The 15,792-nt window shown below is 53.9% G+C and carries 12 protein-coding genes and 1 pseudogene; 4 read left to right on the top strand and 9 right to left on the bottom strand.

The genetic code is table 11. The features are described from left to right. Window positions 1-14: 14 nt before the first annotated feature. The 5 genes from CV944_RS09070 to CV944_RS09050 all read right to left on the bottom strand — a co-directional run bounded on the left by CV944_RS09070 (window position 15) and on the right by CV944_RS09050 (window position 7,776). Window positions 15-800, bottom strand: coding sequence for an SDR family oxidoreductase (locus tag CV944_RS09070; protein ID WP_015374318.1), 786 nt, complete (start codon window positions 798-800; stop codon window positions 15-17). A 104-nt stretch (window positions 801-904) separates the two neighbouring features. Beyond that, window positions 905-1,126, bottom strand: coding sequence for a hypothetical protein (locus tag CV944_RS09065; RefSeq protein WP_015374317.1), 222 nt, complete (start codon window positions 1,124-1,126; stop codon window positions 905-907). 256 nt (window positions 1,127-1,382) lie between these two features. After that, on the bottom strand, window positions 1,383-2,651 hold the full coding sequence (odhB, locus tag CV944_RS09060) for a 2-oxoglutarate dehydrogenase complex dihydrolipoyllysine-residue succinyltransferase (RefSeq protein WP_015374316.1): 1,269 nt from the start codon (window positions 2,649-2,651) through the stop codon (window positions 1,383-1,385). A gap of 31 nt (window positions 2,652-2,682) precedes the next feature. After that, window positions 2,683-5,535 (bottom strand): 2-oxoglutarate dehydrogenase E1 component, encoded by a 2,853-nt coding sequence (locus CV944_RS09055; RefSeq protein ID WP_100660078.1) that lies wholly within the window; start codon window positions 5,533-5,535, stop codon window positions 2,683-2,685. 264 nt (window positions 5,536-5,799) lie between these two features. Then, a complete protein-coding gene (locus CV944_RS09050) occupies window positions 5,800-7,776 on the bottom strand; it encodes a methyl-accepting chemotaxis protein (RefSeq protein WP_100660077.1) in 1,977 nt (658 codons plus the stop codon). A gap of 145 nt (window positions 7,777-7,921) precedes the next feature. Between CV944_RS09050 and CV944_RS09045 the strand changes: the two genes are divergently transcribed. From CV944_RS09045 to yyaC, 3 genes are all read left to right on the top strand, one after another. After that, entirely contained in the window at window positions 7,922-8,122 is a 201-nt protein-coding gene (locus tag CV944_RS09045; protein ID WP_014195319.1) for a YbxH family protein, read from the top strand. A gap of 73 nt (window positions 8,123-8,195) precedes the next feature. Beyond that, window positions 8,196-8,876, top strand: a complete 681-nt coding sequence (locus CV944_RS09040) for a GNAT family N-acetyltransferase (protein WP_081132887.1) — start codon at window positions 8,196-8,198, stop codon at window positions 8,874-8,876. 80 nt (window positions 8,877-8,956) lie between these two features. Further along, window positions 8,957-9,508: a spore protease YyaC gene (yyaC, locus tag CV944_RS09035; protein WP_100660076.1), complete on the top strand. Its 552-nt coding sequence runs from the start codon at window positions 8,957-8,959 to the stop codon at window positions 9,506-9,508. Between the two features lie 48 nt (window positions 9,509-9,556). Here yyaC and ptsP read toward each other — a convergent pair whose 3' ends face one another. From ptsP to glcT, 4 genes are all read right to left on the bottom strand, one after another. Continuing rightward, the gene (gene ptsP / locus CV944_RS09030) at window positions 9,557-11,293 is read right to left on the bottom strand and encodes a phosphoenolpyruvate--protein phosphotransferase (protein WP_094239807.1); all 1,737 of its coding nucleotides are present in this window, start codon (window positions 11,291-11,293) and stop codon (window positions 9,557-9,559) included. Beyond that, a complete protein-coding gene (locus CV944_RS09025) occupies window positions 11,293-11,559 on the bottom strand; it encodes a phosphocarrier protein HPr (RefSeq protein WP_011230496.1) in 267 nt (88 codons plus the stop codon). The genes ptsP and CV944_RS09025 overlap by 1 nt, the downstream gene beginning before the upstream one ends. A gap of 106 nt (window positions 11,560-11,665) precedes the next feature. Then, window positions 11,666-13,690, bottom strand: coding sequence for a glucose-specific PTS transporter subunit IIBC (ptsG, locus tag CV944_RS09020; RefSeq protein WP_100660075.1), 2,025 nt, complete (start codon window positions 13,688-13,690; stop codon window positions 11,666-11,668). Window positions 13,691-13,921: 231 nt separating this feature from the next. Further along, window positions 13,922-14,779, bottom strand: a complete 858-nt coding sequence (glcT, locus tag CV944_RS09015; RefSeq protein ID WP_095859080.1) for a glucose PTS transporter transcription antiterminator GlcT — start codon at window positions 14,777-14,779, stop codon at window positions 13,922-13,924. Window positions 14,780-14,942: 163 nt separating this feature from the next. Here glcT and CV944_RS09010 point away from each other — a divergent pair. Further along, a pseudogene (locus tag CV944_RS09010) lies at window positions 14,943-15,700 on the top strand (alpha/beta fold hydrolase). Window positions 15,701-15,792: the final 92 nt, after the last annotated feature.

Below are 15,792 nucleotides of genomic sequence, written 5' to 3'. Positions count from 1 at the left end.
TCTTTCGAAAATCGTTAAATCGCTTTGACCATGCCGCCGTCGACGATCAACGCTTGTCCGGTGACGTACGAGTTCGCTTCGGACAATAGAAAGACGACGACGTTCGCAAATTCTTCCGGCGTCCCGTAGCGGCCGAGCGGAATGGCGCTTTTCATGCGCGCTTCCATTTCCTCTTTTGTAATGCCAAGCTTTTCGGCGTTCACCTTATCTAAAAAGGCGACGCGTTCTGTCGCAATCCGCCCGGGAGCGACGGTGTTGATCAAAATGTTGTCCCGCGCGAATTCCGTCGCCAACGTTTTCGTCAGCCCGACAATCCCGGTGCGAAACGTGTTCGACAAAATCAAGCCCGGAATCGGTTCTTTGATCGATGACGAAGCGATGTTGACAATTTTGCCGCCGTTTTTCTTTAAATATGGCAGCGCTTCACGAATCAGCCGAATGTAGCTCAATAAATTGAGCTCAAACGCATATTGCCAGTCTTCGTCGCTCACCGTTTCAAACGTTCCCGCCGGAGGGCCGCCGGCGTTGTTGACGAGCAAATCGATCGTCCCAAACGTTTCGACCGTTTTGGCGACCAGCTGGCGGATGTCTTCCGCCTTCGTCACATCTGCACGCGTGTAGGCGACGCGTCCCTTATGCAGCCCATTCAACTCCTCGGCTGCTTCCTGCAGCTTTTCTTCGTTCCGGCTCGTGATCATCACGTTTGCTCCTTCGAGCACAAGCGCCCGGGCGACCGCTTTGCCGAGCCCTTGGCTTGAGGCGGCGACCAGCGCCGTTTTTCCGGCTAATCCGTACTCCATTGCCATCCCCCCCGAAAAATAGTCATATCAAGTAAACAATATTCGCGTTTGTTCGCCGTTTTCCTTCTTTTTTCGTTCACGAAAAAAGCGATCCGCTGGGCGAATCACTTTTTTCCTTCCATGAGAGAGCGAAACCGCTTCATTCCTTCCTCGACAGCAAGGGAGTCGACGTGAAACGGGTCGGGGTTGGCCGCCCGCATCGGATCGGCGTCAATCCGTACACCGATTGCCTTGGCGCCGTCGGCAGTTGCATCGTTGATGATGCTTTCGCGGGCGCCGTCACGGTGAAAGGAATGTGGATGGTCGTTTCGTCCGCGTTCCGGCATCAATGGTTCCCTCCTTTTTGCTTGTAGTGTACCACCGCATCGCGCAATCATGCCTTTTCGGTTCCGAATTGCGCTTTCCTTCAAAAACAGGTGACTGCACTTTTCTTTTTGTTCTTTTCCAAAAAAGGGGCTGACCCAAAAGGCTGTCTGTCTTCAGTATAGACACAAAATATAGTGCGGAAGAAGCGGTCGGTGTATATATAGAAACGAAAGAGGGTGTCCCGATCCTTTTGGGACACCCCCGTTCCTGCCTTGGTTAGCTTTCCAACAATAAGTCTTCCGGATTTTCGATCAAGTCTTTCACCGTTTTCAAGAACCCGACGGCCTCTTTGCCATCGATAATGCGATGGTCGTACGACAAAGCAACGTACATCATCGGCCGGTTTTCGATCCGCTCTTCGTCGATGGCGACCGGGCGCAGTTTGATCGAATGCATCCCTAAAATGCCGACTTGCGGGCCGTTGAGAAGCGGAGTCGACAGAAGCGAACCGAACACACCGCCGTTTGTGATCGTAAACGTGCCGCCTTGCAAATCGGCAAGCGACAGCTTATTGCTGCGTGCTTTCGCCGCCAATTCGGCAATGTCGCGCTCAATTTCGGCGAAGTTTTTCCGGTCGCAGTCGCGCACAACCGGAACGACAAGCCCTTCATCCGTCGATACGGCAACGCCGATATCGTAATATTTTTTCAGCAAAATCTCATCGCCTTGGATCTCCGCGTTGACGTACGGATATTTTTTCAGCGCCGCGACAGCCGCTTTGACGAAAAACGACATAAAGCCAAGGCGGACGTCATGCTCTTCGAAAAATTTATCTTTTTTCCGCTTGCGCAAATCGATGACCGCCGACATGTCAATTTCGTTAAATGTCGTCAACATCGCGGTCGTTTGCGTCACTTCCAGCAGCCGTTTGGCGATCGTTTGCCGACGGCGCGACATTTTTTCGCGGATGACCGGCTTGCCGGCCTCAGCGGTTGGAACGGCGGCCGGCGTCGACGTCGGCGCGGCTTGCGGCGCCGGCTGCGGAGCGGCGGCCGGCTGGGCGGCAAACGAGGCGACGTCTTGTTTGCGCACGCGTCCAAGCGGATCAACGGTCGGCACTTGCGTCAAGTCGATCCCTTTTTCACGCGCCATTTTCCGAGCAGCCGGCGAAGCAATCGGTCGTTGGCCTGGCGCTTGGGCAACCGCAACCGGCTGCGGCGCTGGCTGCTCAGCACGGTCGACCGGCACAGCCGGTTTTGGTTCCTCGGCCAGCTGCGGCGCCTTCTCTGGTGCAGGCGGTGCCGACGCCGCTCCTTCTCCGATAATGGCGATCGCTTGACCGACCGCAACCGTATCGCCTTCATTGGCAAGCAGCTGTTGCAAAACGCCCGACTCTTCCGCCATAATTTCCACGTTCACTTTATCCGTTTCCAGCTCGCAAATCGATTCTCCTTTTTCCACGTAGTCGCCCGGTTTTTTCAGCCATTGGGCGATCGTTCCCTCCGTGATGGATTCTGCTAACTCTGGGACTTTGATCTCAGCCACGTTGATGCCCTCCTCAAATGTTCCGTAGTCATCATTCATGCTTCGTCAATGCACAGCGGATGATGCGCTCCTGCTCTTTTCGGTGGACGACCGGATCACCTTCCGCCGGGCTCGCCCGCCGGCGCCGCCCGATATAGCTGACATCGACACCGTCTGGGGCAACGGCACGCAGGTGCGGCTCCATATACGTCCACGCGCCCATGTTTTTCGGTTCTTCCTGCACCCAGACGAGCTCTTTGACGTTCGGATAGCGGGCGATGATGTCTCTCACTGCTTCTTCCGGGAATGGGTACAGCTCTTCAATGCGCACGACGTGCAGCCAATCGAGCCCTTCGGTTTTGCCGATCTGTTCGGCTAAATCGATCATCAATTTGCCGGTGCCAAACACGATGCGTTCCACTTTGCCGGCGTCAGCGCCCAATCCCGGCTGTTCCAGCACCGGCGAGAACGCACCGTCAACGAACGCTTCCGCATCCGATGCCGCCAGCGGATGGCGGAGCAAACTTTTCGGCGTCATAATGATGAGCGGGCGAACTTCTTCCCTTGTCAACAGCGCCGCCTGCCGCCGCAAAATATGGAAATATTGCGCGGCCGTCGATAAGTTGGCGACCGTCCAGTTGTTTTCCGCCGCCAGCTGCAAAAAGCGCTCGACGCGGCCGCTTGAATGTTCCGGGCCCTGCCCTTCGTAGCCGTGCGGCAAGAGCATGACAAGCCCAGATTTTTGCCCCCATTTCGCCCGGCCGGATGAAATGAATTGATCAAACATCACTTGCGCCATGTTGGCGAAGTCGCCAAATTGCGCTTCCCACAGCACGAGCGTCTCCGGCGCGTACACGTTGTAGCCGTATTCATAGCCGAGCACGGCTGCTTCCGTCAGCGGGCTGTTGTACACGACAAATGACGCTTTGGCGCCGCTGATATGGTGAAGCGGCACATACTCTTTGCCGGTTTTGACGTCATGCAGCACTAAATGGCGCTGTGCGAACGTGCCGCGCTGCGAATCTTGACCAGTCAGACGGATCGGCACCCCGTCTTGCAAAATCGTGGCGAACGCCAAAATTTCCGCGTGCGCCCAATCGACTTTGCCGTTTTGCGCAAACACGCCGCTTCGCCGTTTTAAAATGCGCTCAAGCTTGTTAAAGACGTTGAATCCGTCCGGAAACTGCAACAATTCTTCGTTCACACGATGGAGCACGTCTTTCGCCACGCTTGTTTTCACTTCCGGTAGCCGATCGACGACCGGTTTGGGCGGATCCATGATGAAATCAAGCTCGTCTTCGTTTTTCGGCACCCGCTCGTAGGCGATTTTCAGCCGTTCCGCCACCTCTTGCTCCATTTCGTCGACTTCCCGCTCGGTGATGATCCCTTTTTCCATCAATTTTTGCTCATACAGCTTGCGCACAGTCGGATGTTGGTTGATGATCGCGTACATCGTCGGATTCGTCGCCATCGGTTCATCCATTTCATTATGACCGAAACGGCGGTAACCGATTAGGTCAATGACAAAGTCTTTTTTAAACCGCTGGCGGTAGGCAAACGCCAAGCATGCGGCCGCCAAACAAGCCTCCGGGTCGTCGGCATTGACGTGCACAATCGGCACCTCAAACCCTTTCGCCATATCGGAAGCATACGTCGTCGAGCGTGAATCGTAGCTTTCCGTCGTAAAGCCGATCATGTTATTGGCGATGATATGGATCGTCCCGCCGGTCGTATAGCCGCGCAGCTGGCTTAAGTTGAACGTCTCGGCGACAATGCCTTGCCCCGGGAAAGCGGCGTCGCCATGAATTAAAATGGCAAAAGAAGCATCTGTCTTTTGTTCCGGCACGCCCGGTTTTGTCCGATCTTCTTGCGCGGCGCGCGTGTAGCCAAGCACAACCGGGTTGACCACTTCAAGGTGGCTCGGGTTGTTGGCGAGCGTAATCCGCATCGTATGCGCGCTTTTATTGCGAAGGCGGCGCGCCGCCCCCAAATGGTATTTCACGTCGCCCGTCCAGCCGTAGGTGATGGCCACCGCTCCTTCAGATGGAATAAAGTTTTTGCTCTCTGCATGCTGAAACTCGGCAAAAATCATTTCGTACGGCTTGCCGAGCACGTGAGCCAGCACATTCAGCCGGCCGCGGTGCGCCATGCCGATGTTGACGGCATCGATTTCATGTTCGATCGCCTGCCTGACAAGCTCATCCAAAAGCGGCACCATGGCGTCAAGCCCCTCAATCGAAAACCGCTTTTGCCCGACGTACGTCCGATGGATGAATTTTTCAAACCCTTCGACTTCCGTCAAGCGGCGCAACAAGGCGACCCGCTCTTTGTTCGCCAGGCTCGGATAGTACGCTCCGGACTCAATTTGCTGGATGAGCCAGTTCCTTTCTTCTAGATTATGTACTTGCGAGAATTCAAACGCGATTTTATCGGTATAAACTTTACGCAAGTGCAAGATGGCATCCCAGCCGTTTTGAACATGGGCCGGAGCATGCGGGCAAAGGAACGCAACTGGAATGCGCTTTAAGTCCTCTTCCGTCAAATCGTACTCGTCAAGCTCGAGACGGCGCAGCTTTTTCTCTTCTTTGACGAGCGGATTCGTGTCGGCGGCCAGATGGCCATAATGGCGAATGCTGTCCGCCAGCTTGACAGCGGCGACAAGCTTGCTGAAGGCGTTCGGCGTTTCCGGCAGCCGAAATGTTTGGTGTGTTTGTGCCACACCGCCGTCTGCCGGTGAAACCGGCTCTTCGACAACCGGCGTCCCCCACTGTTCGAATAATCGTTTCAGTTCCGGGTCGACACTGTCCGGGTCATCGAGATACTGTTCATACATGTCGATGACATAACCGAGGTTCGGCCCGTAAAACTGGCTCCACGGTTGAGCGTAGTTTGTCTGTTTTGCCATCGTGAAAAAACCTCCAACTAGTTTTCGTTTCCCTCGAGTTGACAGCTTGTTTCCTCGCAATAGACAACTGTCTGCTTAGCTGCCATTATGCCCGAACGGACAACAAAATAACGGTATAAACGTTTTCACTATTTATTTTAGCACTATCGCTCACTAAAATCGACGAAGAAACTGAAAAAATTTCACTTATTATCACTGTACGAATACACTCGGCTGGAGGCGATAAAAAGAACACCCCGCTGCCATCAGGGCGTCCTCTGCCTTTTATGAAATTTTGAACTTCTCCACCAGTTGTTTCAACTGCCGGCTCATCTCACTTAACGTTTCCGCCGATTCGGTCACCGTTGCCAGCGCCTGCAGCTGGTCATCAGCGGAAGCGGCCACTTCTTCCGCCGCTGCCGCCGACTGTTGAGCGATGGCGGCGATGTTTTGCATGGCGCCGATCACATCATCCTTGCCGCTGTTCATTCGCTTCGCCTCTTCCATGATGTTCGCGAGCGCGTCGGTCAACTGCTCCATCATGCCCGTAATTTTCACGAACGAATCGCCGGTCGTGTGCACCGCTTTCCGTTGCTCGTTGTAAGCGTCTTTCGAGCGGCCGACCGCCTCGATCGCCAGTCCGGCCTGCTGCTGAATCGCAGCGATCGTTGCGCGGATCATTTCCGTCGCTTTCGCCGATTGTTCCGCCAGCTTCCGCACTTCGTCCGCGACAACGGCGAACCCTTTGCCGTGCTCGCCGGCGCGCGCCGCCTCAATGCTGGCGTTTAACGCGAGCAAGTTCGTCTGCCCGGAAATGGCGGTAATCGTTTGAATGACGTCATCGATTTCCCCCATTTTTCTCACAAGGTCGCTAATGACGTTTTCAACGGCGGACAGCTCGTTGTTCGCCTCTTCGGATTTTTGCTGCAGAACATTTAAATGCTCCAAGCCATCGTAGCTCGCCGTTTTCGTTTCATTTGACAACGATTCCATCGAAGCGGTCGCTCCTGTGACCGCTTCGATTTGCTGCGACAGCGCTGTTGTCCGCTCATTGATCGTATCGAGGCTGCCTGCTTGATCGGTTGTTCCTTTGGCGATTTCGCCAATCGCTTTCGCCACTTGTTCGCTTGTCGCCATCGTTTCCTCTGAGACGGCGCTTAAATGATCAGCCGAGGCGGCCAGCTCGTTGACCGATCGGTTCACTTCGCCGATCAGTGCGCGCATATGATCGATCATCTCGTTAAAATGGCGGGCGAGGCGGCCGATTTCATCTTTGCTGGCGGTGCGCACTTGCACGGTCAAATCACCGCCCGCCGCCTTTTCGACTTGCTCTTGCAGCGCCACAATCGGCTTGGTGATCGAGCGCGCTAAGAAATAAACGACGACCAAAGCGATGATGAACGCAATCACCGTAATGACAAGCATGGTTGCTCCGAGCGAGCGGCTCATCGCCGATAAGTCTTTTTCTTTATAGACGGCGCCGACTTTCCAGCCGAGCTCTGGAATCGTAGTGAAGTAAATCACCCGCCGTTCGCCGTCTTGCTCATATTCGTGCATTCCTTTTTCATGCTCGAGCATGTAGCGGACTGTCGCATTGTTCGCCATATTTTTCCCTTTATCTTCCGGATGAACAACCGCCGTTCCCTTCGTGTCAAACAGCACCGGATAGCCGTGATAGCCGACGTCGCTCGCATTGACGATTCTTGTCACCGCATCGAGCGTCATATCGATGCCGATGACCGCCGCAATGCGGCCGTTTTCGCTCACCGCTTTGGCCAACGTCACAACGTGCTTGCCGGTAATCGCATCGACGTACGGTTCGGTCCACACCACTTCATCCGGACGCTTCATCGCTTCTTTATACCACGGGCGGCTCGTCGGATCGTATCCATCCGGGAGCTCTGTCATCGGCGATATGTACATTTTCTTCTGCTCCGTGCCAATATAGATGAATTGCACATTCTCATGCAGGCGCAAAAACGTGCGGAACTGTTTCTCAAGCTGCAGCCACATTTTTTCATCTTGAACCATTTGCAAAGCCAACGGCGATTCACTGAATTGCACTAAGCTATTCTCCTCACTTTGAAAACTGTCGCGAATATCGCCAAGCAGTCCGTCAAGCGCCGTCTGCGCCCGCTGTTTCACGTCAGCATCCACCATCTTCCGCATTTGCACAACCCCAACGAGTTGTGTCGCTGCCAATGAAATCACTAACAATAAAGCCATCAAGACGATCAATTTACTGCGCAATGTCCGGAACACTCTCTATTTCTCCCCTCTGTTTCCTCTTTTTGTCGAACCACGTCCATTATAAAAGGACAATCGTCCTGCGTCTATAGGATGGGCTTCTTATTCATACATAGAGAGCCGCGCCTGTGGGACATTAAACGTAGGCAGGTGAACCACAATGGGCGCGATTGAACATGAGGGCTATATATTTGAGATCGAATACAGCGTCTTGCTGCAAAAAGGGGCGCTGCACGTTTATCGCGACGGTGAATTGATTGAGGAAATTGAGTTTGCATTTTGCGGCGAAAAGCCCGATGAACAGCAAATTGAAGCGCTTGTGAGCGAGTATGTCGAGCAAAAAACCTCCGGCCGCTGTTAGTTGTCGGGGGTTTTTCTTTCCATTTTTTCGCGTTTTCCGTTATGATGAAGGTAAAAAAGCAAGGAGGATCGGCATGTACGATAAACGTTTATACGTCTTTGACGGCAACACCCCGCGCGAAGCGGTCATCCGCAACTATACGACAGACGACTTCGCTGATCTCATCCGCGTGCAGCAAGAAAGTTTTCCGCCCCCGTTTCCATCGGAGTTATGGTGGAACGAACAACAGCTTCACAACCATGTCACCTTGTTTCCCGAAGGAGCGCTTTGCGTCGAAGTCGACGGGCGCATCGTCGGATCGATGACCGGCTTGATCGTTGATTTTGATCCAGCCCATGCCGATCATACATGGGAAGAGATCACCGACGGCGGCTACATCCGCAACCACCGCCCGGATGGCAACACGCTGTATGTCGTCGACATTTGCGTCTCGCCGCCATACCGGAAGCTCGGCCTCGGCAAGTGGCTCATGCAGTCGATGTATGAAGTCGTCGTCCATCTCGGCCTTGACCGGCTGCTCGGCGGCGGGCGGATGCCTGGCTACCATCGACATGCGGCTGAACTATCGCCGGAAGCCTACATCGACAAAGTCGTCGCCGGCGAGCTGAACGATCCGGTCATTACATTTTTGCTCCGTTGCGGGCGAACGCCGCTTGCGATTGTCCGTAATTATTTAGAAGACGAAGAATCGCTCAACCATGCCGTGTTAATGGAATGGCGCAATCCGTTCAAGCAAAAACAAGGACACAATTGACAGAAACGAAAAAAAGGAATCACCAGCATCGGCGGCGAACTAAGAAAAGGAGAACGACCGACGGAAAGGAATGGCGGCCGATGAAATCGATTTTGTATAGTGATCCGCTTGCTCCTTTGCTTATTCGCAATGAATTGTTTTCCCTGCTGCCAGCGCACATTTCCCGTTTGACCGTCGTTTGCATCGGCAGCAACCGCATCAACGGCGACAGCTTAGGGCCGTTCGTCGGCACGCTGCTGGAAAACGCTTATCCGGATCATTTGACCGTCATCGGTACACTTAGGAAGCCTGTCGATGCAACGAACATTCATCGTGTTTCCGAGCGGCTGCAACACGAGCGCGGAGCGTATGTGGTGGCAATCGACAGCATCGTCGGCCCGCAGCCGTTTGTCCATACGATCGCCATCCGCCCTGGCGCCCTTTCCCCTGGCACGGCGCTCGGCAAATCGCTGCCACCGGTCGGAGACATCAGCGTCATGGGAGTCATGATGGAGGACACGGCCGATGTAAGCGCGCTTCCGTATACGAATTTGCACATTGTTTACCAAAAGGCGAAAGTTATCGCTATCGGCCTTTCGCTTACGGTCCGGCAGCGGTATGGCTATGAATCGTCGACGCCGCTGTTGGCATAACGCAAAACGAAAAAAGCGCGGCGAACGTAAACGTCGCCACGCTTTCATTCAGGCAAGTGAAAATGTTCGTTTGACAAACGACACGACTTCCTCAGCCGTGCCGAGCGACAACACCGTCTCTTTGATGCGAGCCGCCTCTTCTTTCGCCAATTGTTTCAACTGAGCGCGCGCCGGCAAAATCGAGGTGGCGCTCATGCTGAACTCATCAAGGCCAAGGGCAAGCAAAATCGGAATCGCGATCGGGTCGCCGGCCATTTCCCCGCACATCCCGACCCATTTTCCTTCGCGATGGGCGGCATCGATCACGTGGCTGATGAGCCGCAAAATCGCCGGGTTGTACGGCTGGTACAAATACGCAACCCGCTCATTCATCCGATCGGCCGCCATCGTATATTGGATCAGGTCGTTCGTTCCAATGCTGAAGAAATCCACTTCTTTCGCAAACTGGTCCGCCATGACGGCAGCTGCCGGGATTTCCACCATCATGCCGACTTCAATTCCATCCGCAACGGCAACCCCTTGGCGGAGGAGCGCCTCTTTTTCTTCAAGCAAAATGGCTTTCGCTTGGCGGAATTCATCGAGCGTCGCAATCATCGGGAACATGATTTTCAAATTGCCGTACACACTCGCCCGCAACAAGGCGCGCAGTTGCGTCCGAAACATGTCTTGCATCTCAAGGCAAAGGCGGATCGCCCGGAACCCTAAGAACGGATTCATTTCTTTCGGCAGCTGCAAATACGGCAGCTCTTTGTCGCCGCCAATGTCAAGCGTCCGCACAACGACCGGCTTGCCATTCATTTGTTCCAGCACCGTTTTGTAAGCCACAAACTGTTCGTCTTCCGTCGGCAGTTCCGAGCGTCCCATGTATAGAAATTCTGTGCGATACAATCCGATTCCTTCCGCTCCGTTCGCCAACGCTCCTTTCACATCGTCTGGCGTGCCGATGTTGGCAGCCAGCTCGACATGAATGCCGTCAGCCGTCACGGTCGCCTCGTGAACGAGTTTCGCCCATTCTGCCTTTTGCGCCTCGTAGCGGGCCCGTTTTTGTTCATATTGGGCGAGCAACTCCGGCGATGGATTGATGATTACTTGGCCGTCGAGCCCATCGACAATGACGATGTCGCCGTTTTTTACTTCCGCCGTCACCGTCTTCGTGCCGACGACGGCAGGGATTTCGAGCGAACGGGCCATAATTGCTGAATGCGACGTCCGCCCGCCGATGTCGGTGGCAAATCCTTTCACATATTGGCGGTTCAGCTGCGCCGTATCGGATGGCGTCAAGTCTTCCGCGATGATCACGACTTCCTCAGAAATGAGGCTCGGGTTCGAGATTGTGACGCCAAGCAGATGGGCGAGGACGCGCTTTGTCACATCGCGGATGTCAGCGGCCCGTTCTTTCATATATTCATTGTCCATCGCCTCGAACATCGAGATGAAAAACAAGGCGGTTTCATCGAGAGCGTACTCGGCATTGACGCGCTCCGTTTGGATTTTTTCTTTAATCGGGTTCAACAATTCTGGGTCGTCAAGCACAAGCAAGTGGGCGGCAAAAATGGCAGCTTTGTCTTCGCCAAGCTTTTCCAAGGCATGCTGTTTGATGGCTTCCAGCTCTTCTTTCGCTTTCGCCACCGCCGCCTCAAGCCGCGCTACTTCCGCTTCAACATCGGCAACAGCCCGTTTTTCGGCTGCCAAATCAGGGGTTTCTAAGCGGTATGCCTTCGCGATGGCAATACCGCTCGATGCAGCAATCCCATGGATCGTTTTTTCGCGGATTGCGTTTCCCATTATTCTGCAAGACCTTCTTTCGCCAACGTATCCGTTAACGCCGCCATTGCTTCCGCCGCATCGGCCCCTTCTGCCGTGATTTTGATCGTTGCCCCTTTCGGAATGCCTAACGACATGACGCCCATGATCGATTTTAAGTTCACTGTTTTGCCGTTGTACTCAAGCTGGATTTCGCTGTTGAATTTGCTCGCCGTTTGCACCAAAATCGTCGCCGGACGAGCGTGGATGCCGGAATCCGAAACGACTTTAAACGTTTTTTCTGCCATGTTCATCATTCCCCTTTTCTTCAATTTTTTCTTTGCCATCATATCAAATGCAGGGGCGGGATGGCAACGGAAAATGCTTGTCCCCGCCCCGCGGCGAATAAGCAGCTTAGCGGATCGTCACAACAGCGTCTTCTCCTCGAGCAACTGAGCCTTGCTTGTTGACGTGAACCGTTTCGCCAGCTTGGAGATTCGTGAAAATCACCGGTGTGACGATCGATGGGGCGTTCTGTTTGACATAATCAAGGTCGACGCGCAAAATCGGCTGTCCTTTTTTCACTTCGTCGCCTTCCTTCACAAGCGCTTCAAACCCTTGGCCGTTCAGCTTCACCGTATCGATGCCGACGTGGATCAAAATTTCATGCCCGCCGGCCGACTGAATGCCAATGGCGTGCTTCGTCGGAAAGACGTTGATGATCTTCCCATCAACCGGAGAGACGACCGTGCCGTCCGTCGGCATGACTGCGAACCCATCGCCCATCATTTTTTGCGAAAACACTTGGTCCGGCACTTCAGCGAGCGGAACGATTTCTCCGGACATCGGCGAAGCGATCGTTTCGGACTCCGCGGCTTCCGAAGCCACTGTTTTCGGCTTTTCTTCTTCCGCCGCACGGGCCGGCGCTTTTCCTTGCATGATGTCTTGAATTTGCCCTTTTAACATATCCGATTTCGGACCGAAAATCGCTTGCACGTTGTTGCCGACTTCCAGCACCCCGGCAGCGCCAAGCGCCTTCAGGCGGTCTTTATCGACTTGGCCAATGTCATGGACCGACACGCGCAAACGTGTAATGCAGGCGTCCAAATGTTCGATGTTTTCCTTTCCGCCAAGAGCAGCGAGCACTTCATACGGCAGGTCGCCAGCAGCGGCCGCCTCGGCTTTCGGTGCTTCCTCGACCGTTTTTTCCCGGCCCGGCGTCGCCAAATCCCATTTGCGGATCGCAAAGCGGAACCCGAAATAATAAATCACGGCAAACACCAAGCCGACCGGAATGACGAGCCACCATGCCGTCCGGTTTGGCAGAACGCCAAACAGCAAGAAGTCAATGACCCCGCCGGAGAACGTCATCCCGATTTTGACGTTCAACAAGTGCATGATCATAAACGACAAGCCGGCAAAAACGCAGTGAATGGCAAACAGCACCGGAGCGACAAACAAGAACGAAAATTCGATCGGTTCGGTAATCCCAGTCAAAAACGATGTCAACGCAGCCGATCCCATAATGCCGGCCACAACTTTTTTGTTTTCTGGCCGCGCTTCATGGTAGATGGCAAGCGCCGCTGCCGGAAGGCCGAACATCATAAACGGAAACTTCCCGGTCATGAACGTGCCGGCCGTCAGTTCCACGCCGTCTTTCAGCTGCTCGAAAAAGATTTTTTGGTCGCCATGGACCACTTGCCCGGCTTTATTGACGTATTCGCCAAATTCAAACCAAAACGGTGCATAGAAAATGTGATGCAAGCCAAACGGAATCAACGCCCGTTCGATGACGCCGAAAATAAAGGCGGCCAACGGTTTGTTCGCATCGATCATATTGTGCGAAAACGCATTGAGCCCGTGCTGAATCGGCGGCCAGATGAATGTCATGATAATGCCAAGCACGACCGCAGACGCCGCCGTCACGATCGGCACGAACCGCTTGCCGGCAAAAAAGCCGAGATATTGAGGCAGTTCAATATTGAAGTATTTGTTGTACATGTAGGCGGCCAAAATCCCGACGATAATCCCGCCAAAGACGCCGGTTTGCAACGTCGGGATGCCGAGAATGTTGGCATACGACGGGTCAGCGCCGACCATATCGGCCGTTACACCTAAGATGACGCTCATCGTCACGTTCATAATCAAGTAGCCGATGATCGCCGCCAAGCCTGCGACTCCGTCCCCGCCGGCAAGGCCGATCGCTACGCCGACCGCAAACAAGAGCGACAAGTTGGAGAAGACGATGCCGCCTGCTTGCTCCATCACGTTGGAGACGAGCACGACCCAATCGGCTTTTAATGCGGGAATTTTATCCGTGAGCGCCGGGTTTTTCAACGCATTGCCAAACGCCAGCAAAATCCCGGCCGCCGGCAAAATCGCCACCGGCAACATGAGCGCTTTCCCGACTTTTTGCAGCGTGCCAAACGCTCGCTTCATCTTCATAACCTCCTTTAGGTTCCTTTTCTTAAGTTTTGCAGCAAACAGCCGATTCATGTATCGAAAATGGAGCGGACGCTTCCGAGGGGCATCGGCGCAATAAAAAAGGCATGACTAAAGAGAGGCAAAAAGAACGCTTACAACAGCGCGCATACATTCGCAGCTGTTGCCGCCTTATTTGCCCTCTTTACTCATGCCTGATCGAGTCAGTAACACGTAAAGCGAGACAACCTATGCAGTTGTATTGTTCTTTTTCTCCGCCAGCCGTTGCAAATGCAACGTCAAATAGACCGCCTCGGCATCGTCCGCCGGCAGATGAAGCGTTTGCTGCATGACCTTAACCAACTTCCATGCTAGATTATAGCACAATGGATACGCTTCCTTCAAGATTTTCGACAAATTTTTTGGTTCTTCGACTTTTTCACCTTTTTTCATCCGCTCAATCGCATAGCGCAAATGGCGGACGAAACGCAAATAATGAACGCTCTCGCGGTCGATGTCAACGCCAAGCTGTTGCTCGACGATCTTGACAAGGTCAGCAATGAGCTGGGAATATCGATTCGCTTCCGACACGCTTTGTTTCGAAATCGCGCTATGAATATGAAGAGCAATAAAGCCTGTCTCCCCTTCAGGCAGGGAGACTCCGAGCTTTTGTTCAATCGTGCGGGCCACTTCATGGGCAATTTCATATTCCAACGGATACAAGTTTTTCGTCTCAGCCAAAAACGGGTTTTTGACGTCCAATCCTTGCTCAAGCCGCTTTAATGTAAAGGCGATATGGTCCGTCAGCGCCACATGGATGTGCTCGTCGAGCGGTGCGCCCACGCGTTGCTGAATATGTTGAACCACCTCGCTCATGAGGGCGATGAATTCTTCGCTCAATTCCGGAAGCAGCTTTTTGTATTGCTCTTGTTCGCGTTCGTTTTTGAGGACGAAACATTTTTCCACGGCACTTTCCGCAATTTCATCCCCCTTTTTTTTGCCGAAGCCGATCCCCTTGCCGAGCAGGACGACTTCGCCATACTGGGAGTGGAAAGCGATTAAAACGTTGTTATTGAGCGCCTTTTCCACACGGAACGACTGCTCCATCGGGCCCCCTCCTTTCCGTGCCGCCTGTCCGCCGTTCATCCACGTGACTAATTATAAATCGGAAAGCCGTCCTTCTCAATGAAAAAAAGATGGAGGTTTTTTGGATGGGAGGCTGTTCTTCTTTCCATACTATAGAGGGCGATGCCGTGAAGGGGGGATTCGCATGCCATACATTTCCATCAACAGCCGCGTCCGTCTCTATATTATGAAGAAAAAGGGAACGGAACACCGCTATTGTTCATCCATCCCCCTGGGATGGGGCATGTCGTTTTTTGCCGCCAAAAGCCGCTCGCCCGCGATTTTCGCCTCATTTTATACGACATGCGCGGCAACGGGCGAAGCAGTCCGTCGGATGGACCGATTACGGTGCCGCTGCTCGCCGATGACGTCTCGGTGTTGCTTCGCTCCCTCGGCATCGGGCGCGCGATCATTTGCGGCTACTCCAGCGGCGGGTCGGTCGCACTTGATTTCGCCCTTCGCTATCCACAGCATGTGAAGCAACTTATTTTGATTGGCGGATTTCCTGAAGTGTGTACCCCGCTGCTGTGGGGTGAGTTTTGGCTTGGCATTTCCGCCGCCAAACTCAGAGCCATCCCACTGCTCTCCTTGGCGCTCGCCCTCGGGCACGGAACAAACCAGCGCGAGCGGCGGCTGTTGAGGCGGTACGCCCAGATGGCCAACAAGCGGGATTTAGAGGCCGCGTATCGGGCTGGGCTCGTCTACCGCTGCACGGAGCAGCTCTCCTCCCTGCGCCTGCCGGTGCTGCTCATTTACGGAGCGCGCGACCGTTACATTCATTTCTATATCACCATATTTCGCCGCTATGTGCCGCATGCTGGCGTTGTGTTGATCGACCAGGCCCGCCATCAAATTCCGACCAAACATAGCGAGGAGATGAACCTCCCCCACTTACGCCTGTAGGCGTTGAAGTGGGGGTTTCTTGCCTTTTTCTTTCCGGGTGTTTCACGATACACCGGGTTTCCCGTGTATCTCGTGACCAAGCACGGAAACAC

It is taken from the genome of Geobacillus sp. WSUCF-018B, from assembly GCF_002809985.1.
GTDB classification, from domain to species: Bacteria; Bacillota; Bacilli; order Bacillales; family Anoxybacillaceae; genus Geobacillus; species Geobacillus thermophilus.
This window is presented reverse-complemented; position numbering and strand designations above follow the sequence as displayed.